Origin of the sequence: Nocardioides sp. CPCC 206347, from assembly GCF_048654605.1 — a bacterium.
Classification (GTDB): domain Bacteria; phylum Actinomycetota; class Actinomycetes; order Propionibacteriales; family Nocardioidaceae; genus Nocardioides.
In genome coordinates this window covers 329,218-349,319 of record NZ_JBMCYZ010000004.1, presented here as the reverse complement: position 1 = coordinate 349,319, position 20,102 = coordinate 329,218, and the positions used below count along the sequence as shown (strand labels likewise).

The window sequence follows — 20,102 nt, the reverse complement described above, 5'->3', positions numbered from 1 at the left end:
CGCCGTCAGGACACCTCGTCCGCTGTCCGTGGCCACCACAACCGTGGACCGAGCAGGGCGGCCCCGGCCGGGACCACGAGCGTGCGCACCACGAAGGTGTCGAGCAGCAGGCCCACCCCGATGGTGAACCCGATCTGCACGAGCGTGAGGACGCTGCCGGCCATCATCGCGAACAGGCTCGCCGCGAAGATGACCCCCGCCGCCGTGATCACGCCTCCCGTGGCTGTCACGGCGCGTGCGATTCCCTCCCGCGAGCCGTCGGGAGCCTCCTCCAGCATCCGCTTCATCAACAGCAGGTTGTAGTCGGCGCCGACAGCAACGAGGAGGATGAAGGCGATGGTCGGCACGCTCCAGTCCATCGGACGGTCGAGTGCGATCTGCCAGACCAGGACGCCCAGGCCCATGGCCGCCGCATAGGACAGCGCGACCGAGGCCAGGAGGAACCCGGCTGCCACGACGCTCCGCAGCAGCACCAGCAGGATGAGGAAGACGCCGATCAGCGCCACCACCGCGATCAGGGCGAAGTCCCCGTCATTGATCGCCTCCAGATCGGCCATCGTCGAAGCCATCCCCGTCGTGGTGACCGTGCTGTCCTCGAGCTGGGTGCCCCGCAGGCCCCGCTCCGCTGCCTTCCTGACCTCCAGGGCCCGCTCGGTCGCAGAGCGCTCGAACGCGTCCGTGTCACCGAGCACCACGAAGCGGGCGGTCCTGCCGTCGGGAGAGAGGAAGAGGCCACTGGCCAATGCGAACCGCGGGCTGTCGAGGGCCGCGGGAGGCAGGTAGAAGCCACCGATCGCCGGGTCCTTGCCAGCCCTCCCGGCCTCGCGGAGGTACGACGCAGCGCGCTCCAGGCCGCCTCGGAGCTCGGTGACCGAGACGACGATCTCCCCCGTGCCGTCCTCCACCGCCTTGCTCCCGTCGGCGACCTTGTCGGCGCCGAGCGCGAGCTCGCCGAGCTTCGACTCCATCGTTCGGGAACCCGTCTCGAGCTTCTCGACCCCCCGCTCCGCGCGTGACAGTCCCGCGTCGAGAGCACTGAGCCCACGCTCGAGATCCACGGTTCCGTCGGCGATCTGGCGAGCGGCCGTCGCGGCTTCACTCAACCCGGGCAACAGCTGGTCGCGCTCGCCCTCGTAGACCTGGCGGACTCCGTCACGAGCGGCCTTGCAGACCGGGTCCAGCGAGCAGGTCAGGCTGCGCTTCAGGGCGCCGTATGCCAACCCCAGGCCGTCGACCGCGACCTTGGTCTGGGTGTGCGCCAGCTCGAGCCCGTCAGCCAGCTGGTCGGCACCGACGCGCAGCCTTTCGCTGCCCGCCAGGGCCTTGCCGTTGCCCGTGGCCAGGCGTTCGACACCGGCCTGCAGCTGACGGACTCCCGCCACCAGCTGACCCGCGCCGTCGACGGCCTGGTCGGCCCCGTCGGCAACGGCGACGGTCCCGTCGCTCACCTGGCCGGCACCCTCGGCGAGCCGTTCCGCGTCGGCTTCACCCTCACGAAGGTCCTCGCCGGCGCCGTTGAGCCGGTCGCCGACCTTCTCGGCCTGGTAACCGAGCGAGGCCTCGGTGATCGTCGCGCCGAGCGGTCGGGTCACCCCACGGACCGACACCACTCCCGGGGTCCGTGCGACGGCGGCCGACATCTGCTCCAGCGCAGCGAGATCCTTCGCGTTGCGGAGGTCGTGGTCGGCGGTCACCAGGACGTAGTCGGGAAGGGTCTCGTTGAGCGGAAAGTGTTCGCCGAGCAGCTGGTACCCGATGTTGCTCTCGGTGTCGTCCGGCTGCACGGACGCTTCGTTGAAGCTCGGTTGCAGCAGCGGGTAGAAGCAGGCCAACCCGATCAGCGGAACCAGACCGGCCGCAAGCACTCGTGCGGGCCGCGCCACCACGACCCCCGCGATGCGCTCCCACCCCGTCGGCCCCGTGGCGCGAGGTCGTGGATCCAGCCACCCCCGCACGCCCAGCAGGCCGATGAGTGCCGGCATCAGCGTGAGCGAGAGGACCAGCGTCGCCACGATGCTGACGGCGATCGCTGGACCGGTGGTGAGGTAGATCCCGACGTCGGCCAGAGCCATGCAGGCATTTGCGAGGACGACGGTCATCGCGGAACCGATGATGACCGGTGCGACGCGACTGCAGGCCTGGACGGCGGCCTCTCGCGGCGCAACCCCTTCCCTGCGCAGCTCCTGGAAGCGACTGACCAGGAACACCGCGTAGTCGGTGGCGGCCCCCAGGACCACCGCCGTCAGGAACGAGGCAGTGAAGGTCGAGACGTCGAAGGCATGGCCTCCCAGGAGAGCGGTGAGACCTCGGGCACTCGCCAGGGCGATCCCGATGAATCCCAGGATGAGGGAGGTGATCAGGACCGATCGGTAGATGAGCATAAGGATGATCGCGATCAAGGCAACCGTCACGAAGGTGATGTGCAGGATGCTGTGCTCCACCTCGACGGACATGTCCGCGATCGTCGCCGCCGGTCCGGTGACGACCACGTTCAGGCCGGCCGGCTGGTTCTCCCTGACGATGTCCCGAACCGCGTGGATCTGGCCGAGTGCGGCCGGTGCGCCGACGTCGCCGGGAAGGCCGACCTGGACGTAGACCGCCTCACCGTCGCGGCTGGTCACCGCCTTCATGATCTCGGGACTCTTCGTCACGTCCTGGACGAACGCGACGTTCTCCTCGTCCGCTCGGAGGTCCTTGAGGAGCTGGCCGAAGTAGGCCTTGTCCGCCCGGGTGAGACCGCCGTCGCGCTCCAGTACGACGAAGACGGTGCCGAGGCTGCGGCCATTCCCGAACTCACGATCCATCGTGCGAAGGGCCTGCACTGCAGGTGCCTGCGGCGGGACCACCGGTGTCGTGTCCTTCGCCATCACCTGCTCCAGCTGGGGGACCAGCACGTTGACCAGTCCGACCAGGGCCAGGCACGCCACCAACACCGGCAGGGGTCGCCGAATACAGGTACGGGCCAGGGTGACCATCCAGCGACTGGGCTCGTGCGCCATGGCGTGCACTCCTTGCGATGCGCCGTAGCGCCGTCGACGTCTGACCCGTCGATCGGGTCCTGTGACACTGTCAAGTGCGCGATGTGACAGTGTCAACCAAAACCCCCTGTGATCGCAGCCACGCGTGCCCCACCGGGGATGGCTCGAGTTGACTCCGTGTCGGTGGCGCACCACGATCGGAGCGTGCCGAAGCCCCGACCCAGCGCGGACCTGGCACCCGGTTCCCTCCGGGAGCGCCTGCTGGTGGCGACCGCGGTCGAGGTGTCCGAGGTCGGGGTCGACGGTGTCAGCCTGCGTGCCATCGCTCGTCGCATCGGCGTCTCCCACCAGGCGCCGGCCCATGTCTTCGGCTCTCGCAGGGGGCTTCTCACGGCGCTGGCAACCGAGGCCGTGGTCCGGATGCGTGACGAGCTGATCGCCGCCGCCGAGGAAACGCGGGCGTCGGGCAAGAGCGGCGCGCAGGTGGTCGTCGCCATCGGCCAGCACTACATCGAGGTCGCACTGCGCGAACAGGCACTGTTCGCGCTGGCCAGCCGCTCCGAGGTGCTCGACCTGACCGACCCCGACCTGGTACGCGCGCGCAACGAGGCCTGGCTGGTGCTCGTCAACGCCGTCACGGACGCCCAGGCCGAGGGTTGGCGGGAAGGTCAGCCGACCAACGTCGTGGCTCTCATGTGCTGGTCGCTGGTGCAGGGACTGGCAGTGATCTACCGCGACCGGCTTGCCCCTGAGGAGATCGCGACACAGTCGCCTGAGGACCTGGCCCGGAAGATCGCAGACCTGCTCTGAGGTTCGCTCTCGTCCCAGCGACGGGGACGTGCCTCCCGGAGGACGGACTGGTCAGAACGGCCGGACGGGGAGCGGCTTGATGAACGGGTCGAGGAGCCTGGCGGTCATCTCCACGGTCAGCACCTCGGTGGCATCGAGCGGGATGACCTGTCGCTGGGACTCGTCGATCTCCCACACGTCCTCGCCAACCAGGCGGCCCTCGTCGTCGTACGGCCAGATCATGTGCTCGACGTTGGCGACCAGGTAGTGCGCGTCCGGGTCAGCGGGAGCACCGGCTTCGACGAGCAGGCGGCCGGGTGTCTGCTGGTAGATGGTGGCGGTGGAGACGATCATGTTGTCCCCAACCGCGAGCTTCTCGTCCTCGGCGTAGAAGACGCACTGGGCTGTCCGGGACCACTCCTCGTACACCGCCTGCACGGCCTCGGCGCCGTCGAGAACGGTGCTGATGCCGAAGACGTTGAAGTGGTAGACGGGGTGCTCGACGGTCATCTCCGGGGCGAAGATCTCCTTCCAACGCCCGGCCATCTCCAGGTAGCGGTGCCGGTTGTAGGCGTGCAGCAGCCACCGATGGCGCGGGTTCTCCGTCGTCTCGAGCAGGCGCTCGACGGCGATGTTGGTCTGGGTGATGTCGAAGCGGCTCATCGGGGTCTCCTGGTCGGGTGGCGCTGGGGTGCCACCAGAATCTCGTCGCAACGACCCGTGGGTCTTGACCCAGGACGACTGATTCTTGACTCTGGGTGACATGTCGCTGATCCGCGGGACCTCGCTGCAGGGGTTCGTCGAGCTCGTAGACGAGCTGGGTGCGGACGCAGAAGGCCTGCTCCGGTTCGCGCACCTGAGCCCCGAGGTGGTCGGCCGCCACGACGCCTTCGTCGACTACCGAAGCGTCATCAGCGTCCTCGAAGCCGCCGCTCGAGCGACCGGCACAGGTGACTTCGGGCGTCGCCTCGCGGACAGGCAGGGGCTGGACATCCTGGGGCCCCTCGGCGTGGCGGCCCGCACCGCACCGACGGTCGGGGCTGCGTTCGGGTCGATCGAGAAGTACATGACGGTCTACAGCCCGGCCATCGCCATCACCGTCACCCATGAGCCGGGCCACCGTCTGGCCACCTTCGAGTGGCGGATCATCGTCGACCGCCCGCCCGCACATCGACAGTCGGCCGAACTGGCGTTGGGAGTGACCTGCCGGGTGTTCCGCCTCCTGTCCGACCCGGACTTCGTACCGACCTCGGTACAACTGCGTCACGATGCCCTGACCGACCGGTCCGGGTACGTGCGCTACTTCGGTTGCCCGGTGGAGTTCTCCGCGAGCACCTACGGCTTCCGGTTCCCGGCCGCGGTCCTGGCCCGCCCGCTCGATGCCGACAGCGCGGTCCACGCCGTCGTGGAGGACTACCTGAGCACCGTCGTGGCCCCGACCACGACCAGCGTGGTCGATGCCGTCACCCGGCTCGTTCGCACGATGCTGCCGACCGGCGGGCTCGACCTGGACCTGGTGTCCGAGCAGCTGGCGCTGCACCGCCGCACGCTGCAGCGCCAGCTCGCGGAGCGCGGCGTCACCTTCGCCGGGCTCGTCGACCAGGTACGTCGCGAGGAGGCCGCGCGCTATCTGCGCGAGACCGACATGCCCCTGGGCCAGCTGGCCGGCGTCCTGGGCCTGAGCGAGCAGAGTGCACTGACCCGGGCCAGCAGGCGCTGGTTCGGAGCCTCTCCGTCCCACGTCCGCAAGCACGGTCCAGACCCGGCGGCCGTCCTGAGGGAGGAATGAAGTCCACGGGCGGCGATCCGAAAATGAACGAAGCCCCGGATCGATGACCCGGGGCTTCGTCTCACGTGCGCGAGGGGGGATTTGAACCCCCACGCCCTTTCGGACACTGCGACCTGAACGCAGCGCGTCTGCCGTTCCGCCACTCGCGCGTGAAGCGTCGGCAAGGTTATCCCAGTCCTCACCGCTCGCCCAAAACCGGGTGACGAACCGCGGGGTCGCGGACGATGTACCGGGTGCGGAAGGGTGCCACCGATACGATCGAGAGACCCGTCAGGCGACCTCGGAAGGGAGGGCACCCCACGTGGGGGGACTGCAGCGCTTCGAGCAGCGCCTCGAGCAAGCGATCTCGGGCGCCTTCGCGCGCACCTTCCGGAGCGCCGTCCAGCCGGTCGAGATCGCGGCCGCTCTCCAGCGCGAGCTGGACAACAAGGCGCAGGTGCTGTCGCGGCACCGCCGACTGGTGCCCAACAGCTTCGCCGTCGAGCTCTCCCCGGGCGACCTGGAGCGGCTGGGGCCCTACGACTCCGCGCTCGAGACCGAGCTCGTCGAGCAGCTCACCGAGCACGCCGAGCTGCAGTCCTACGTCTTCCCCGGCCCGATCCGGATCGTCTTCGAGGCCGCTGACGACCTCGGCACCGGGCGGTTCCGGGTCCGCAGCCAGGCCGAGGCCACCGTCACCGGTCACTCGCGTCGCGGCGGCAACCAGCGCACCCGCGCGGTCATCGAGGTCAACGGCACCCAGCACCCGCTGCAGCCGCCGGGCCTGGTGGTCGGTCGCGGCAGCGAGGCCGACATCCGGATCAACGACCCGGGCGTGAGCCGGCGGCACGCCGAGTTCCTGATCAGCACCCAGTCCGGTGACGGCTTCGCCCCCGGCGAGGGGCCGCTCCTCATCGAGGTCCACGACATGGGTTCCACCAACGGCATCCGGGTCGACGGACAGAAGGTCGCCCGCGCCGTGCTGCGCGAGGGCTCCCGCGTCCAGATCGGCCACACGTCGCTCGTACTTCGAATGCTCGAGGAGGCGGCCGATGTCTGAGCTGACCCTGTTCCTGGTCCGGATCGCCTACCTCGCGATCCTGTGGATCTTCGTCCTCTCCGCCATCTCGGTGATCCGGTCCGACATGTTCGGTGCGCGGGTTCCCGCGCCCGCCAGCCCCGGCAAGCAGCCCAAGCCGGCGAAGGCCCCCGCCCCGCGCCGCGGCCAGCCCAAGCAGGTCGCCGTCGTCCAGGGCGTCAACACGGGCATCGTCGCCGACCTCGCGCACGCGCCCGTCCTCATCGGCCGCGGCAACGACGCGGCCATCCGGCTCGACGACGACTACGTCTCCACCCGGCACGCACGGATCGTGTCGTCCGGCGGGCAGTGGTACGTCGAGGACCTCGGCTCCACCAACGGCACCTACATCGGCAGCCAGCGGCTCACCCAGCCCGTCCCCGTGGGCCTCGGCTCGCAGATCCGGATCGGAAAGACCATCGTGGAGCTGAGGAAGTAGATGACCGAACCGACAGCACCGGACGGTCCCGAGGCTCCCCTCCCGCCGCCCGCCCCGCCGATCGCCGAGCCGCTTCCCGAGCCCACCAGCGACCGCCCCGTCGACCCGGACCCCATCTCGGGCCCGACGGTCGAGAACGACACGGTCCTTCCGCCGGTCCCGGTCGACACCGTCGACGCCCCCACTCCCGCGCCGCGGCCGGCCCTGGCGTTCAGCTTCCACGCGGTCTCCGACGTGGGCCGGGTCCGCAAGGACAACCAGGACTCCGGGTACGCCGGCCCGTGGCTGCTCGCCGTCTGCGACGGGGTCGGGGGTGCGGCCCGCGGTGACATCGCGTCCAGCACGGCCGTCAACGAGCTGCGCCAGCTCGACGAGGCACCCGGTTCGGTCGACCTGATCCACCGGATCACCGACGGCCTCAACGAGGCCCACGTCTCCATCGGCGCCCAGGTCGACCAGGACCCCTCGCTCAACGGCACGAGCACGACGGTCACCGTCGGGCTCTTCGACGGCGCCCGGCTCGCGCTCGGGCACGTCGGCGACTCGCGCGCCTACCTGTACCGCGACGGCGAGCTGTCCCAGCTCACCAGCGACCACACGTTCGTCCAGAGCCTGATCGACGAGGGCCGGATCACCGAGGAGGAGGCGCGGGTCCACCCGCACCGCAACCTCATCCTCAAGGCCCTCGACGGCCTGCACGACGTCGAGCCGGACCTTTTCACGATCGAGCTCGTCGCCGGCGACCGCCTGTTCTTCTGCAGTGACGGCGCGTGCGGTGTGCTCGACGACCCGCGGATCACCGAGATCCTCGCCGACGGGACCCCCGAGTTCTCGGCGGTCGAGATGGTCCGGGCCAGCCTCGAGGCCGGCAGCTCCGACAACGTGACCTGCGTGGTCGCCGACGTCCATCTCGCTCCCCAGGCGGGCGACACGGCCGTCGTACCCCCGGAGGCGCAGGTCGTCGGCGCTGCCGCCGAGCTCAGGCACCGCCGTCCGCGGGCCCTGTTCCGCGGCCATCGCTCCGGTGACACGGGCGAGCTCGAGCCGATCGACGAGGAGATCCTGCCCGGCGTCGAGTACGCCATCCGCGCCGATCCGCCGCCGGACCCCGAAGCGGTCCGCTACGCCCTGCAGCCCCCGCCGCGGTTCACCTGGGCGCGCCGCCTGCTCGCGCTCGCCGTCCTCCTCGGCCTGGTCTGGGTGGTCCTCGGTACGGCGTACTGGTGGAGCCAGCGGCAGTACTACATCGGCGAGGAGAAGGGTGAGGTCGTGCTCTTCCAGGGCGTCGACGTCCCGGGCCTCTCCGACGTCGTCTGGCGCCCCGGCCTGTCCTTCGACGACCTCAGCCAGGCCGACAAGAGCGCCGTCGACGGCCGGCTGAACTACGACAACTACGAAGACGCCGTCAAGAAGCTGCGCCAGCTCGGCGACCAGACGGACCCGGCGCCGAACGACGACCCGACCGAGGAGCCCTCCGTCACGCCCCCGACGTCCACCACCACGTCCGCGCCGCCGCCCACCACGCCCGCCGGCGAGGCGAGCGACTTCGGCAGCCCCGACGGCTCCTGAGCGAACCGCGACGGCACTGACATGGCCACCAACTCAGCCCTGATGGGCTTCGTCCACCGCCGGAGGCGGGGCGCGGAGCTCTTCTTGCTGGTCCTCGCGCTGCTCGTCGGCGTCGGCGCGTACGCCGCCGTCGGGCTCGGCGTCGACGGCGAGGTCCCGACGAACCTGATCGGGTACGGCGGCTGGTTGACCCTGCTCGTCGTCGCCGCCCACGTCGCGGTCCGCAGGGTCGCGCCGTACGCCGACCCGGTGCTGTTGCCCGTGGTGGCGGCCCTCAACGGCCTGGGCCTGGCGATCATCCACCGCCTCGACCTGGCCAAGGAGAGCGGGCTGGCCAGCCAGCAGCTGACCTGGATGACGCTCGGTGTCGTGCTGTTCATCGGCACCCTGGTGGTCCTGCCCGACCACCGGCTGCTCGCGCGCTTCACCTACACCTCCGGCCTGGCGGCCATCGCGCTGCTGATCCTGCCGATGCTCCCGGTGCTCGGCACCGAGATCAACGGCGCCCGGATCTGGATCTCGATCGGCCCGTTCAGCTTCCAGCCGGGCGAGATCGCGAAGCTGCTCCTCGTCATCACCTTCGCCGGCTACCTCGTGGTCCACCGCGACGCGCTCGCCCTGGCCGGCCGCCGGGTGCTGTTCCTGGACCTGCCCCGTGGCCGCGACCTCGGGCCGATCCTGATGATGTGGGTCGTCAGCCTCGGCATCCTCATCCTGCAGCGCGACCTCGGCTCCAGCCTGCTGTTCTTCGGCCTCTTCCTGGTGATGCTGTACGTCGCCACCGAGCGCCCGGGCTGGATCGTGGTGGGCGCGCTGATGTTCTTCAGCGGCGCCGCGACGGCCGTGCGGATCTTCGGCCACGTGCAGAACCGTGTCGACATCTGGCTCGACCCGTTCGCCGACCCGAGCGGCAGCGGCTACCAGCTGGTCCAGGCCCTCTACGGCTTCGCCTGGGGCGGCCTGATCGGGCGCGGCCTCGGTGAAGGCATGCCCGAGCGGGTGCCGTACGCCGAGTCCGACTTCATCCTCGCCGCGATCGGCGAGGAGCTCGGCCTGACCGCTGTCATGGCTGTCCTGCTGCTCTACGGACTCGTCGTCGAGCGCGCCCTGCGTGCAGCCCTGATCTCGCGCGACGGCTTCGGCAAGCTGGTCGCCACCGGCCTCGCGGCCGTGTTCGCGCTGCAGATCTTCGTAGTCATCGGCGGCGTCACCCGGCTGATCCCGCTGACCGGCCTCACCACACCGTTCCTGTCGTACGGCGGTTCTTCCCTGGTCGCGAACTGGGTGATCATCGCGATCCTGCTGCGCATCTCCGACCAGGCCCGCCGCCCGGTGCCCGACCTCAACGAGCAGCAGGAAGACCCCGACGACCAGCAGACCCAGATCGTGAAGGTGGTGCCGCAGTGAACAAGCCGATCCGCGCGGTCTCCATCTTCTGCATGTTCCTGTTCCTCGCCCTGATGGCGAACGTGACGTTCCTGCAGTTCTGGAAGGCCGACGACTACAACACCGATCCGAAGAACTCCCGGGTCGCGGCCGCCGCGTTCAGCCGTGAGCGGGGCCTGATCCTGGTCGGCGAGGAGCCGATCGCCCGCAGTGAACCGGTCGACGACCAGTACAAGTACCTCCGGGTCTATCCCGAGAAGCAGCTGTACGCGTCGGTCACCGGCTACCTCCAGCTCGGCAGCCAGACCGGCATCGAGCGCAGCCAGAACGAGGTGCTCTCGGGAGAGGACCCGCGGCTGTTCGTGAACCGCCTCGTCGACCTGCTCAAGGGCGACACCAACCAGGGCGGCAACGTCCTGCTGACCCTCGACCCGGCCGCCCAGCGCGCTGCCTACAAGTCGTTGCGCGACACCGTCGGTCCCGAGGGCGAGGGTGCGGTCGTGGCGATCGAGCCGAAGACCGGCCGGATCCTCGCGATGGTGTCCTTCCCGTCGTACGACCCGAACCAGCTGGCCTCCCACGACCGGGAGGTCCGCGAGAAGGCGTACGACCGCCTCGACGCCAGCAAGCGCCAGCCGCTGCTCAACCGCGCGATCCAGACCCGGCTCTTCCCCGGCTCGACGTTCAAGGTGGTCACCGCTGCCGCCGCGATCGAGAACGGGCTCTATGACGCCGACGACGACGTCCCCGCGGGCGCGACCTGGCAGGCCCCCGGCACGACGGGCTCCCAGAACGTGATCGACAACGAGGGTCGCAGCGGCTGCAACCCCGCGAAGATCTCGTTCTCGGCGGCGATGGAGAACTCCTGCAACACGGCCTTCGCGAAGATGGCGGTCGAGCTGGGACCGGAGAAGCTGCGCGAGCAGGCCGAGGCGTTCGGCTTCAACAGCGACTACCTGCGGGATCTCGGCCCGCAGGCGCGGTCGGTGTTCCCCGAAGAGGTCATCGACACGATCGACGGCGTCCAGCAGGACCCGCGCGATCTCAATGACGCCGAGACGGCCCGCTCCGGCTTCGGCCAGTTCTCGGTCCAGTCGACGCCGCTCCAGATGGCGATGGTGGTCTCCGCGATCGCCAACCGGGGCTCGCTGATGCGGCCCTACCTCGTCGACGAGGTGCAGACCGCGACGTTCGACGTCCTGGAGACGACCGAGCCGGAGAGCCTCCGTGACGCGATCTCGCCCCAGACCGCGGACCAGCTCACGGACCTGCTGGTCGCGACCGTCGACGACGGCACCGCCTCGCCCGCCGCGATCGACGGCGTCAGCGTCGCCGGCAAGACCGGTACCGCCCAGCGCGGTGTGACCGGGAAGGCACCGTACGGGTGGTTTGTGTCCTTCGCGCCTGCGGAAGACGCTCAGGTCGCGGTGGCCGTGATGATCCAGGAAGCACCCGGCAAGCAGATCGCGGGCGGCCAGCTCGGCGGCCCGATCGCAAAGGCAGTGATGGAAGCGGTGTTGAAGAAGTGAACTCGGCACAGGGGCAGTTCGCAGACCAGGCAGGTCGCTATCACCTCGACTCCGTGATCGCCACCGGCGGCATGGGCGTGGTGTGGCGGGGCACCGACACGCGCCTCAACCGTTCCGTCGCCGTGAAGGTGCTCAAGCCCGAGTACGCCGACGACCCGATGTTCCGCACCCGCTTCGAGGCCGAGGCGCGCAGTGCCGCTGCCCTGCACCACCCGGGCATCGCGGGCGTCTACGACTACGGCGCCGGCGAGGTCAGCGGCAACATGCCGCCGTACCTCGTCATGGAGCTGGTCGACGGCCAGCCGCTCTCGAACCTGCTCGCGACCGCGCGCGGCAACGACCGCACGCTCGACACCGCCGTCGTGCAGGACCTCATCGCACAGACCGGCGAGGCGCTGGCCGTGGCGCACCGGGCCGGGACCGTGCACCGCGACGTGAAGCCCGCAAACCTGCTGATCACCGCCGACCGCCGGGTCAAGATCACCGACTTCGGCATTGCCCGCGCGGCCGACGCCGTGGCGCTGACCCGCACCGGATCGGTGATGGGCACCCCGCAGTACCTCAGCCCTGAGCAGGCCCGCGGCAACCCGTCCACGCCCGCCTCCGACGTCTACTCGCTGGGTGTCGTGGCCTTCGAGTGCCTCACCGGCCGGCGTCCCTTCGATGCCGAGACACCCGTCGCCACGGCCCTCGCGCACCTGCAGCAGCCCGTCCCGGCGCTGCCCTCGACGGTGCCGCCGGCGCTGGCCGCGATCGTCACGCGCGCCCTCTCCAAGGACCCTGCCGACCGCTACCCGGACGGAGCGGCGTTCGCCGCCGCCGTACGCGGGGCCGACCTGGGGGCCGGTCCGGTTCCCGGCGCGTTCCCGCCGCCGTCCGAGGGCTCCACCCAGGTCCTGCCGTCGGTCACCGGTCCGATCCCGCCGGCCACGCCGACCCACACCCCGATGCCCGTCCCCGTGCCCGCCCAGCCGATCCAGCGCCTGGACGCGCCGGGCGCCTACGCCGGCTCCCCGGAGAACCAGCGCGAGGGGCGCTCCCCGTGGCCCGTCGCGATCGCCGTCATCCTGCTCGTCATCGCCGCAGTGGTCGTGGCCGCGCTGCTGCTCGGGCGCGACCGCGACGACGACCCGGCCGCCGACGACACCACCTCCGACGTGACCTCCGAGGCCACCACGGAGTCGTCCTCGAGCGAGCCCACCGAGACCACCGAGACCACCCCCGAAGCCACCACGGTCCAGGTCGATGACACCCCGTACTCCTGCACCGCCGACTACCGCGATGCGGTGGCCGACCTGCAGGACGACGGTCTCCAGGTCACCTGGGAGCAGGACTCCACCGTCAACGACGGCACCTGCCCCGCCGACACCGTGAGCCGCTTCTCCACCAACGGCACCCTGAACGAGGGCGACCCGATCACCGTCTACTACTGGGGCCCGGTCGTCGAACCGTCCGAGGAGACCAGCCCGACCGACGAGACCACTGACCCGAGCAACCCGCTCACCGAACTCCCAGGGGGTGAAGACGGATGACGACTCCCCCCACCGAACCCGGCTCCAGCGGCACCACGGTCGGCGGCCGCTACGAGCTCGCCGAGCTCCTCGGCCGCGGCGGCATGGCCGAGGTCCGCAAGGGCACCGACACGCGACTCGGCCGCGTCGTCGCCGTCAAGCGCCTGCGCACCGACCTCGCCAGCGACCCGACCTTCCAGGCCCGGTTCCGCCGTGAGGCACAGTCGTCCGCCTCGCTGAACCACCCCTCGATCGTGTCGGTCTACGACACGGGCGAGGAACGCACCGTCGGCGGCGTCGACGACGGCGAGATCGTCCCCTACATCGTCATGGAGTACGTCGCCGGGCGGACCCTGCGCGACATCCTGCGCGAGGGTCGCAAGATCCTGCCCGAGCGCGCCCTGGAGATCACCAGCGGCGTGCTGTCCGCGCTGGACTACAGCCACCGCGCGGGGATCATCCACCGCGACATCAAGCCCGGCAACGTGATGCTCACGCCGTCGGGTGACGTGAAGGTGATGGACTTCGGCATCGCCCGCGCGATGAGCGACGCCCAGTCGTCGATGACGCAGACCGCTGCGGTCGTCGGTACGGCGCAGTACCTCTCCCCGGAGCAGGCGCGGGGCGAGACCGTCGACTCCCGCTCCGACGTGTACTCCGCCGGCTGCCTGCTCTACGAGCTCCTCACCGGACGGCCGCCGTTCGTCGGCGACTCACCCGTGGCCGTCGCGTACCAGCACGTGCGGGAGCCCGCCGTACCCCCGTCGACGCACGAGGGTGACCTCACGCCGCAGATCGACGCGATCGTGATGAAGTCGCTCGCCAAGCGCGTCGAGGACCGCTACCAGTCCGCCGCGCAGATGCGCGCCGACATCGAGCGCTACCTCGCCGGCCGCCCGGTCCAGGCGGCCGTGGCCGACAACACGGCCCTCGTGTCGCCCGTTCCCGTCGTGACGGGGCCCGCGACCAGCACGACCGACGCGCACCACGAGACCGCCGTCCGTTCGGCAGTGCCGCCGGTGCGCGACGACGACCGGCGCAGCCGGGTCGCACTGTGGGTCGTGCTCGGCGTCCTCCTCCTCGCCCTGCTCGCCACGGCAGCCGTCGTGTGGCCGAAGCTCTTCGACACCGAGGCGCCCGACGTGAAGGTGCCGTCGGTGATCGGCCTCGACAGCGACCTGGCCCGGGACCGGATCGGCGACGTCGGCCTGGCCATCGACGACCGCACCACCGAGTGCAGCGACGACTACCCCGAAGGCGGGCAGGTCATCAAGCAGGACCCGCTGGGCGACCGCTACATCGAGCCCACCGGGACGGTCTTCCTGACCCTGTCCACCGGACCCTGCGACTTCCCGCTCCCGCCGGTCACCGACCAGCTGTTCAAGGACGCCGTCAACGACCTGCTCGACGTCGGCATCCTGCGTGCGAACATCAAGAAGACCGAGTGCAAGGAGTCCGACGACCCGGCGGGCACCGTCGTCAGCCAGTCGCCCGACGCGGGCATGGCCGTCGACACGTCCGCCATCGTCGAGCTGTGCGTGTCCGACGGTCCGGCCAAGGTGCCGAACGTCGTCGGGCGCACGCAGGCGGCGGCCGAGAAGGCGATCCGCGACGCCGGGTTCATCCCTGTCGTCAACAATGCGGCCGCCGACGACGACACCCAGCCCAAGGGCCGGATCACGCGCCAGGACCCGGTCGCCGGTGAGCCGTTGCGCCAGGGCGACCGGGTCGTCCTGTACGTGTCGATCTACGTGAAGCCGCCCGAGCCGGTGGACACCGACGGCGACGGACTCTCCGATGCGGACGAGGCGACGCGGGGCACCAACCCGACGATCGCTGACACCGACCTGGACGGCGTCAGCGACGGCGCGGAGGTCACCGCCGGCACCGACCCGCTCAACCCGCTCGACCCGCCACCCGGCGGCTAGCGCAGCGGTCGGGCGTACTGCAGGTCGAGGACGGCGTCGTACGCCGGCGCCGTGACCAGGTCAGGCTCCTCGAGTGTCCAGCCGATCTGGATCTCGGGGTTGTCGGAGTCCGAGCGGTAGCGACTGACCAGCTCGTCGTTCTCCACCGAGGCGAGCAGGGCGGTCTGGTCCCCGACCGCTTCGATGACGTACGGCTGCGGGTACGGCACACCGGCGAGCTGGACGACTGGCCCCGTGCACTTGATGCCGGTGGTGCTGATGACGCGCTGGCCGGCGATCGTGACCGCCCGCGCGCCACCGCTCCACAGGGCGTTGACCACGGCCTGGATGTCCTGCTGGTGCACGACGAAGCGGTTCAGGTTCAGCCGCTTCTCGGGCGGGAGGTCGCGGTTGCGCTCGGCGGCCTCCTCGAGGAGGTCCTCGGGGCCGTCGGCGAGCGTGATCCGCAGGCCCTCGCCGCGCCGGGTGGTGAACCCGGCGGGGTCGTTGAGCTCCTCGACCTTCGCACGGGCGCTGTCGACGCCCTCGTCGCTGACGTCGGCGCCGAGCCGGTCGACCTCGGCCGACAGCGTGTTGAACTGGTCCTCGACGTCCTGGTAGTCGGCCGCTTCACCCTCGACGAGACCGGCGAGATCGTTGTAGCGACCGGGCCGCAGGTCGGTGCCGTCGCTGTTGGTGGCCGACACCGCGAGCAGGCTGCCGCACAGCACGGCAACGGCGGGCGTACCGATGCGCCAGGCCAACGAGCGGCCTGAGCGATGGCCCGTCGGACCTCCGGTGTGCGTACCCGTCATACTGACAGTGTCTACTACCCAAGTCCCAGAACGATCGAGGAGCCCTCCGTGGCCAAGTTGCCCCGCCTGTTGAAGAGCAAGGAACGCGACGTGCTCGCGCCGGACCGCGGTCCGCTGTTCACACTGCGGTTCGCGCTCGCCCTGCTGCTCATCGTCGGCGGCATCGCCTGGATCCTCTTCTACTACTTCGGCGTCCGTCCGACCGACGGCTTCGGCAGCATCAACGCCGACGGCAAGCCGAACCAGCCGACCGGGCCGTCGTTCCTCCAGGACCTCGAGGGCAAGAACTACCTGATCGGGTTCATCGCGCTGTTCCTCGGCCTGGCCATCTCGGCCCACCCGAAGACGCCGCTGGGCCGTGGCCGCGGTGTCGTGGTCGGCATGCTCGGCTGCTTCATCATCGGCCTGATCTGGATCTGCATCTTCTACATCTTCCTCACGGGCAACGACCCGAAGGACCTGGCGATCTTCAACGACCTCGGTCAGAAGAACCTGTTCGTCGGCATCGCCTTCATGGCGGTCGGCTTCACCTTCGCCACGCGTTGGGAGTGACGTCGTTGGTCGAGAAGGTTGCGTAGCAACCGTCTCGAGACCCGAACGCCGGTGGACCTCAGGGTCCGCCGGCGTTTGTCGTTCCACAGGCTTGTCCCCAGCTGTGGAGAACTACACCGGTGTTATTCATCCACAATGGTGGATAACCCTGTGGATGAAGGTGCCGCCCACGGCCGGATCAGGACAGGGTGAGCGTGCGGACCAGGGTCGCCGCGATCAGGGCGACACCCACGGCACTCAGGCCGATCACCTGGAGCTGGGTACGACGACCCTTCGGCGCGTAGGCGATGACCGCCGCGATCAGCGCGCCGCCGGCCAGGCCGCCGAAGTGGCCCTGCCACGACACGTTGGACAACGTGAACGTCAGGGCGACGTTGATGCCGATCCACATCAGCAGGCCCTGGAGCTGGCCGCCGACCTTGAGGCCGACGATGACCAGCGCGCCCATCATCCCGAAGATCGCGCCGGAGGCACCGACAGTGCTGCCGGCCTCGGCGGAGAGCCAGTAGACCGCGACCGAGCCGGAGAGGCCCGAGAGGAGGTAGATGGCGAGGAAACGGGTCCGGCCGAAGACCTGCTCCAGTTGGGGGCCGAGCACCCACAGCGCCAGCATGTTGAAGCCGAGGTGCCACGGCTCGACGTGGGTGAACATGCTGGTGAGCAACTGCCAGTACGCGCCGTCGTGGACACCAAGCACCCACTGCGCGGTGGCACCGCTGGTGCACGTCGCCGAGTCGGTGATGAACGGGTAGTACGACCCGTCGCTCTCGCGACACGAGCCCGTGGGCTGCAGCGCGAAGTGTTGGTACAGCCAGCTGCCGTACCGGCCGGTGGCCATGATCGCGATCCAGATCACGGCGTTGATGCCGATCAGGACCTGCGACGTCAGCGCCGGGTTCGTGGAGCGCGCGCCGCCGTACGCCGCTGTTGCCTGGCGGACTGACTTGCGGCCCTCGGCCACGCAGTCAGGGCACTGGAAACCGACGGCCGCGTCATTCATGCAGTCCGGACAGATGGACTTGTCGCAGCGCTGGCAGCGGATCCAGGACTCGCGGTCGGGGTGCCGGTAACAGGTCGGCACCCCGACCGGAGGGTTGGTCATTTTTCTCGGTGGTCGAGCCTGTCGTGACCCGAGGTCAGCCGACGATTTCGACGGACTCGATGACGATCGGCTCGACCGGCTTGTCGTTGCGACCGGTCGGCACGGCGGCGATGGCGTCGACGACGTCGCGGCCAGCCTGGTCGGCGACCTCACCGAAGATGGTGTGCTTGAAGTTCAGCCACGTGGTCGCGCCGACGGTGATGAAGAACTGCGAACCGTTGGTGCCGGGGCCGGCGTTCGCCATCGCGAGCAGGTACGGCTTGTCGAAGACGAGCTCGGGGTGCGGCTCGTCCTTGAACGTGTAGCCGGGGCCACCGGTGCCGGTGCCGAGGGGGCACCCGCCCTGGATCATGAAGCCCGGAATGATGCGGTGGAAGCCGAGGCCGTCGTAGAACGGGCCCGTCTTGCCGTTGCCGGCGTCGTACGCCTTCTCGCCCGTGGCGAGGCCGGTGAAGTTCGCAACCGTCTCCGGCGCGTGGTTCGGGAACAGGGTGACGTTGATGTCGCCCTTGTTCGTCTTCAGGATGGCCTGGTCTGCCATGAAATCCTCGTCTCGGTGATGGGTACGTCTTCGTGCGCGGTCGATCCTACGGGCACCGTGCTTGCGCGATGGGACATGCTGGGTCCTACCCGTACAACCACCACCGCAAGGAGTACTCGGGATGAAGAAGTTGAAGACGCTCGTGCTGGTTGCCGCACTCGGTGCGGTCGTGGCCGCCGTGGCCAAGAAGCTGCAGGGTGGCAGCGCCGAAGCTTCCCAGTGGCAGTCGGCAGGGCCGACCGCCTGACCGATCCCGGTGATGGCCGTCAGGCGGCCGGTCGCGTCTCCACCTGGAGAACAGAGGCCACCTGTCGGGCCATCACCTCCTGCGCAGTACCCACCGGCAAGTTCGAAGCCGGCTGCACCAACTGGGCACGCAACCCATCGGCCAGAGCCAGCAGGGTCACCAGCTGGTGATCGGACGGCCGCCGACCCATGGCCCGATCCATCTCGTCCGCGAGCAACTGGCGCTCGTCGTCCCGCGTCGCGGCAAGGATCTCGCCCGGTACCGGATCCCCGAGGAGGTCCCGTCCCCGGGCGACTTCATGCCAGGCCGTCCAGACCGCGACTCCCATGCGCTCGTGCTCTGTCTGCGGGAGGCGGATCTCTGGAACCTCCGGGGCGAGTGCCATCAGCGACTCACGGACCCACGTGAACCATCGTTGCCCCAGTGCCACCGATGCCATGCGGCACAGGACCGCGGTCGGCGTCTCGGTGTCGTCATGACGGTGACTCTGCAATCGCTGGTGCAGGCCCTGCGATGTCACCCCGAGGGCCTTGGCCACGGACCTGATGCTGAGCTCCTGGGCGCCACGGTCACGAAGGGTCTCCACCACGCCGTCCCCGATGATGTCGAAGGGATTCAGTGAGGCCGGCCGAAGGAACGGGCGCTCGTAGGGGGAGCTGATCAATCGCATGTGGACGACGGTGACACCCGGCGCCGACATCGACACGGACTCTCCACAAGCGAGATCGGTGGCCCCGAAACACCGCCCCATGCCGCAGGTTGATTGATATCAATCAACCTGCGAGCAGGCACCCTTCTCAGGAGCTGACGAGCTCGGGATGTTCCTCGCGCAGCCGATCAGCCACCCGGCGCTCGACCCAGAAGATCAGACCGGGGATCAGGCCGGCGATCATCATCAGGCCGAACTGCGGCAGCGTCCAGCGGGCCTTCTGCGTGAGCACGAACGCCACGGCGACGTAGACCATGTAGATCCACCCGTGCACCAGCCAGATCGGCGTCAGGTCGTCGCCGAACTGCTGCAGTCCGCTGCCGTCCTCGAGCAGGTACTTCAGGACGGAGCCGAGGGTGCCGATGACGAGAAGTACGCCGACCACGAGGGCGAGCACGCGGTAGGTGTTGAAGAGCTTGGTCACGACTGCGAGCGTACGGCGTCGCGCACGTAGCGCCACCACAGGAACCCCGCGAACGCAGCGAACACCCACCACTCGATCGCGTAGAGGATGTTGCGCAGACCGGTGAACCGGCTGGCGGGCGGGAGCTGGTCGAGCGTGGCCGCGGTGACGCCGTCGGCGAGGTCGGTGGCCAACGGCTCCTCGGTGACGACGTAGGCCTCATAGAGGTCCTGGTCCTCGTCGAGGAGCTGGAGCAGGTCGGCGATCCGCAGTGCGGGGACGACGGCGTCCTTCGGGTCGTCGTCGGGCTCGCCCGCTGCCTCCGTGGGCTGGAGCCAGCCGAGGACGTCGACCTCTCCCGACGGCGGCGGTGGCAGGTCCTCGATCGCAGTGTCGGCGGGGACCCAGCCGCGCACGACGGGTACGGCGGGCGCACCGGGCGCACCCACGCTGATCGGCGTGACCAGCCAGCGGCCCGGCTTGCCGTCGGCGCTCTCGCGGTCGGAGACGAGCACGGTGCCCTCCGCCAGGAAGGTGCCGCGCACCTCCACGGGGCGCCCGAGTCCGGCGGTCTGGAAGGGCTGGTCGGGTCCGAGGACGTCGGTCAGTGGCACCGGCTCGGCCTCGGTCAGGTCGACCCGTTCGGCCGCGCGCCGTTCCTGCCAGGCGTCGTACTGCCACAGGCCCATGCCGGCGGCGAACGCGATGCAGACCAGGGCGAGCAGGTGGGCGCCCAGCAGACGCGGGCTCCAGGGGCGCACTCTCGACTCCTGGACCAC

General features: G+C 69.7%; 19 protein-coding genes and 1 tRNA gene. 11 read left to right on the top strand and 9 right to left on the bottom strand.

The window, feature by feature from the left end; genetic code table 11:
- Window positions 1-5: 5 nt before the first annotated feature.
- Entirely contained in the window at window positions 6-2,999 is a 2,994-nt protein-coding gene (locus ACOACQ_RS16015) for an RND family transporter (RefSeq protein WP_420288745.1), read from the bottom strand.
- A gap of 183 nt (window positions 3,000-3,182) precedes the next feature.
- On the opposite strand from ACOACQ_RS16015, the gene ACOACQ_RS16010 reads away from it, so the two are divergent.
- Window positions 3,183-3,788 carry a TetR/AcrR family transcriptional regulator gene (locus ACOACQ_RS16010; RefSeq protein ID WP_378597274.1) on the top strand — a complete coding sequence of 202 codons (606 nt, stop codon included), beginning with the start codon at window positions 3,183-3,185 and terminating at the stop codon, window positions 3,786-3,788.
- Between the two features lie 51 nt (window positions 3,789-3,839).
- On the opposite strand, the gene ACOACQ_RS16005 is transcribed toward ACOACQ_RS16010, so the two are convergent.
- Complete coding sequence (locus ACOACQ_RS16005; protein WP_378597273.1) at window positions 3,840-4,430, bottom strand: hypothetical protein; 591 nt, start codon at window positions 4,428-4,430, stop codon at window positions 3,840-3,842.
- Between the two features lie 100 nt (window positions 4,431-4,530).
- Between ACOACQ_RS16005 and ACOACQ_RS16000 the strand changes: the two genes are divergently transcribed.
- Window positions 4,531-5,556: an AraC family transcriptional regulator ligand-binding domain-containing protein gene (locus ACOACQ_RS16000; RefSeq protein WP_378597272.1), complete on the top strand. Its 1,026-nt coding sequence runs from the start codon at window positions 4,531-4,533 to the stop codon at window positions 5,554-5,556.
- Between the two features lie 66 nt (window positions 5,557-5,622).
- Here the strand turns inward: ACOACQ_RS16000 and ACOACQ_RS15995 are convergent.
- Window positions 5,623-5,705 (bottom strand) — tRNA-Leu (locus tag ACOACQ_RS15995).
- Between the two features lie 152 nt (window positions 5,706-5,857).
- Here ACOACQ_RS15995 and ACOACQ_RS15990 point away from each other — a divergent pair.
- From ACOACQ_RS15990 to pknB, 7 genes are read left to right on the top strand one after another with little or no spacing between them, the layout of a single operon-like run.
- Window positions 5,858-6,595, top strand: coding sequence for an FhaA domain-containing protein (locus tag ACOACQ_RS15990; protein WP_378596333.1), 738 nt, complete (start codon window positions 5,858-5,860; stop codon window positions 6,593-6,595).
- Window positions 6,588-7,052 carry an FHA domain-containing protein FhaB/FipA gene (locus ACOACQ_RS15985; RefSeq protein ID WP_378596332.1) on the top strand — a complete coding sequence of 155 codons (465 nt, stop codon included), beginning with the start codon at window positions 6,588-6,590 and terminating at the stop codon, window positions 7,050-7,052. The genes ACOACQ_RS15990 and ACOACQ_RS15985 overlap by 8 nt, the downstream gene beginning before the upstream one ends.
- Window positions 7,053-8,621, top strand: a complete 1,569-nt coding sequence (locus tag ACOACQ_RS15980; protein WP_378596331.1) for a PP2C family protein-serine/threonine phosphatase — start codon at window positions 7,053-7,055, stop codon at window positions 8,619-8,621. It abuts the gene before it with no gap.
- Window positions 8,622-8,642: 21 nt separating this feature from the next.
- Complete coding sequence (locus ACOACQ_RS15975) at window positions 8,643-10,028, top strand: FtsW/RodA/SpoVE family cell cycle protein (protein ID WP_378596330.1); 1,386 nt, start codon at window positions 8,643-8,645, stop codon at window positions 10,026-10,028.
- Window positions 10,025-11,536, top strand: coding sequence for a peptidoglycan D,D-transpeptidase FtsI family protein (locus ACOACQ_RS15970; RefSeq protein ID WP_378596329.1), 1,512 nt, complete (start codon window positions 10,025-10,027; stop codon window positions 11,534-11,536). The genes ACOACQ_RS15975 and ACOACQ_RS15970 overlap by 4 nt, the downstream gene beginning before the upstream one ends.
- Entirely contained in the window at window positions 11,533-13,068 is a 1,536-nt protein-coding gene (locus tag ACOACQ_RS15965) for a serine/threonine-protein kinase (protein WP_378596328.1), read from the top strand. Before ACOACQ_RS15970 ends, ACOACQ_RS15965 begins: the two co-directional genes overlap by 4 nt.
- Entirely contained in the window at window positions 13,065-14,975 is a 1,911-nt protein-coding gene (pknB, locus tag ACOACQ_RS15960; protein ID WP_420288744.1) for a Stk1 family PASTA domain-containing Ser/Thr kinase, read from the top strand. The genes ACOACQ_RS15965 and pknB overlap by 4 nt, the downstream gene beginning before the upstream one ends.
- Here the strand turns inward: pknB and ACOACQ_RS15955 are convergent.
- Window positions 14,972-15,769, bottom strand: a complete 798-nt coding sequence (locus tag ACOACQ_RS15955) for a DUF881 domain-containing protein (RefSeq protein WP_420288743.1) — start codon at window positions 15,767-15,769, stop codon at window positions 14,972-14,974. The genes pknB and ACOACQ_RS15955 overlap by 4 nt on opposite strands.
- 48 nt (window positions 15,770-15,817) lie before the next feature.
- Here ACOACQ_RS15955 and ACOACQ_RS15950 point away from each other — a divergent pair, with 48 nt between their 5' ends.
- On the top strand, window positions 15,818-16,321 hold the full coding sequence (locus ACOACQ_RS15950; RefSeq protein WP_378596324.1) for a cell division protein CrgA: 504 nt from the start codon (window positions 15,818-15,820) through the stop codon (window positions 16,319-16,321).
- Window positions 16,322-16,499: 178 nt separating this feature from the next.
- Here the strand turns inward: ACOACQ_RS15950 and ACOACQ_RS15945 are convergent, their stop codons facing one another.
- Window positions 16,500-17,423, bottom strand: a complete 924-nt coding sequence (locus ACOACQ_RS15945) for a rhomboid family intramembrane serine protease (protein ID WP_378596323.1) — start codon at window positions 17,421-17,423, stop codon at window positions 16,500-16,502.
- 34 nt (window positions 17,424-17,457) lie between these two features.
- Window positions 17,458-17,964, bottom strand: a complete 507-nt coding sequence (locus ACOACQ_RS15940; RefSeq protein WP_378596322.1) for a peptidylprolyl isomerase — start codon at window positions 17,962-17,964, stop codon at window positions 17,458-17,460.
- Window positions 17,965-18,085: 121 nt separating this feature from the next.
- On the opposite strand from ACOACQ_RS15940, the gene ACOACQ_RS15935 reads away from it, so the two are divergent.
- A complete protein-coding gene (locus tag ACOACQ_RS15935) occupies window positions 18,086-18,211 on the top strand; it encodes a DLW-39 family protein (protein ID WP_378596321.1) in 126 nt (41 codons plus the stop codon).
- Between the two features lie 19 nt (window positions 18,212-18,230).
- Here the strand turns inward: ACOACQ_RS15935 and ACOACQ_RS15930 are convergent, their stop codons facing one another.
- From ACOACQ_RS15930 to ACOACQ_RS15920, 3 genes are all read right to left on the bottom strand, one after another.
- Entirely contained in the window at window positions 18,231-18,917 is a 687-nt protein-coding gene (locus tag ACOACQ_RS15930; protein WP_420288742.1) for a hypothetical protein, read from the bottom strand.
- 91 nt (window positions 18,918-19,008) lie between these two features.
- Window positions 19,009-19,344 carry a DUF3817 domain-containing protein gene (locus tag ACOACQ_RS15925; RefSeq protein ID WP_378596318.1) on the bottom strand — a complete coding sequence of 112 codons (336 nt, stop codon included), beginning with the start codon at window positions 19,342-19,344 and terminating at the stop codon, window positions 19,009-19,011.
- A complete protein-coding gene (locus ACOACQ_RS15920; RefSeq protein ID WP_420288741.1) occupies window positions 19,341-20,084 on the bottom strand; it encodes an SURF1 family protein in 744 nt (247 codons plus the stop codon). Before ACOACQ_RS15920 ends, ACOACQ_RS15925 begins: the two co-directional genes overlap by 4 nt.
- Window positions 20,085-20,102: the final 18 nt, after the last annotated feature.

What these genes read in the sequence shown, in the direction of transcription:
- ACOACQ_RS16015 (WP_420288745.1), bottom strand. Translation starts at nt 2,999, where the DNA reads ATGGCGCACGAGCCCAGTCGCTGGATGGTCACCCTGGCCCGTACCTGT.
- ACOACQ_RS16005 (WP_378597273.1), bottom strand. Translation starts at nt 4,430, where the DNA reads ATGAGCCGCTTCGACATCACCCAGACCAACATCGCCGTCGAGCGCCTG.
- ACOACQ_RS16000 (WP_378597272.1), top strand. Translation starts at nt 4,531, where the DNA reads ATGTCGCTGATCCGCGGGACCTCGCTGCAGGGGTTCGTCGAGCTCGTA.
- ACOACQ_RS15985 (WP_378596332.1), top strand. Translation starts at nt 6,588, where the DNA reads ATGTCTGAGCTGACCCTGTTCCTGGTCCGGATCGCCTACCTCGCGATC.
- ACOACQ_RS15980 (WP_378596331.1), top strand. Translation starts at nt 7,053, where the DNA reads ATGACCGAACCGACAGCACCGGACGGTCCCGAGGCTCCCCTCCCGCCG.
- ACOACQ_RS15975 (WP_378596330.1), top strand. Translation starts at nt 8,643, where the DNA reads ATGGCCACCAACTCAGCCCTGATGGGCTTCGTCCACCGCCGGAGGCGG.
- pknB (WP_420288744.1), top strand. Translation starts at nt 13,065, where the DNA reads ATGACGACTCCCCCCACCGAACCCGGCTCCAGCGGCACCACGGTCGGC.
- ACOACQ_RS15955 (WP_420288743.1), bottom strand. Translation starts at nt 15,769, where the DNA reads ATGACGGGTACGCACACCGGAGGTCCGACGGGCCATCGCTCAGGCCGC.
- ACOACQ_RS15945 (WP_378596323.1), bottom strand. Translation starts at nt 17,423, where the DNA reads ATGACCAACCCTCCGGTCGGGGTGCCGACCTGTTACCGGCACCCCGAC.
- ACOACQ_RS15940 (WP_378596322.1), bottom strand. Translation starts at nt 17,964, where the DNA reads ATGGCAGACCAGGCCATCCTGAAGACGAACAAGGGCGACATCAACGTC.
- ACOACQ_RS15935 (WP_378596321.1), top strand. Translation starts at nt 18,086, where the DNA reads ATGAAGAAGTTGAAGACGCTCGTGCTGGTTGCCGCACTCGGTGCGGTC.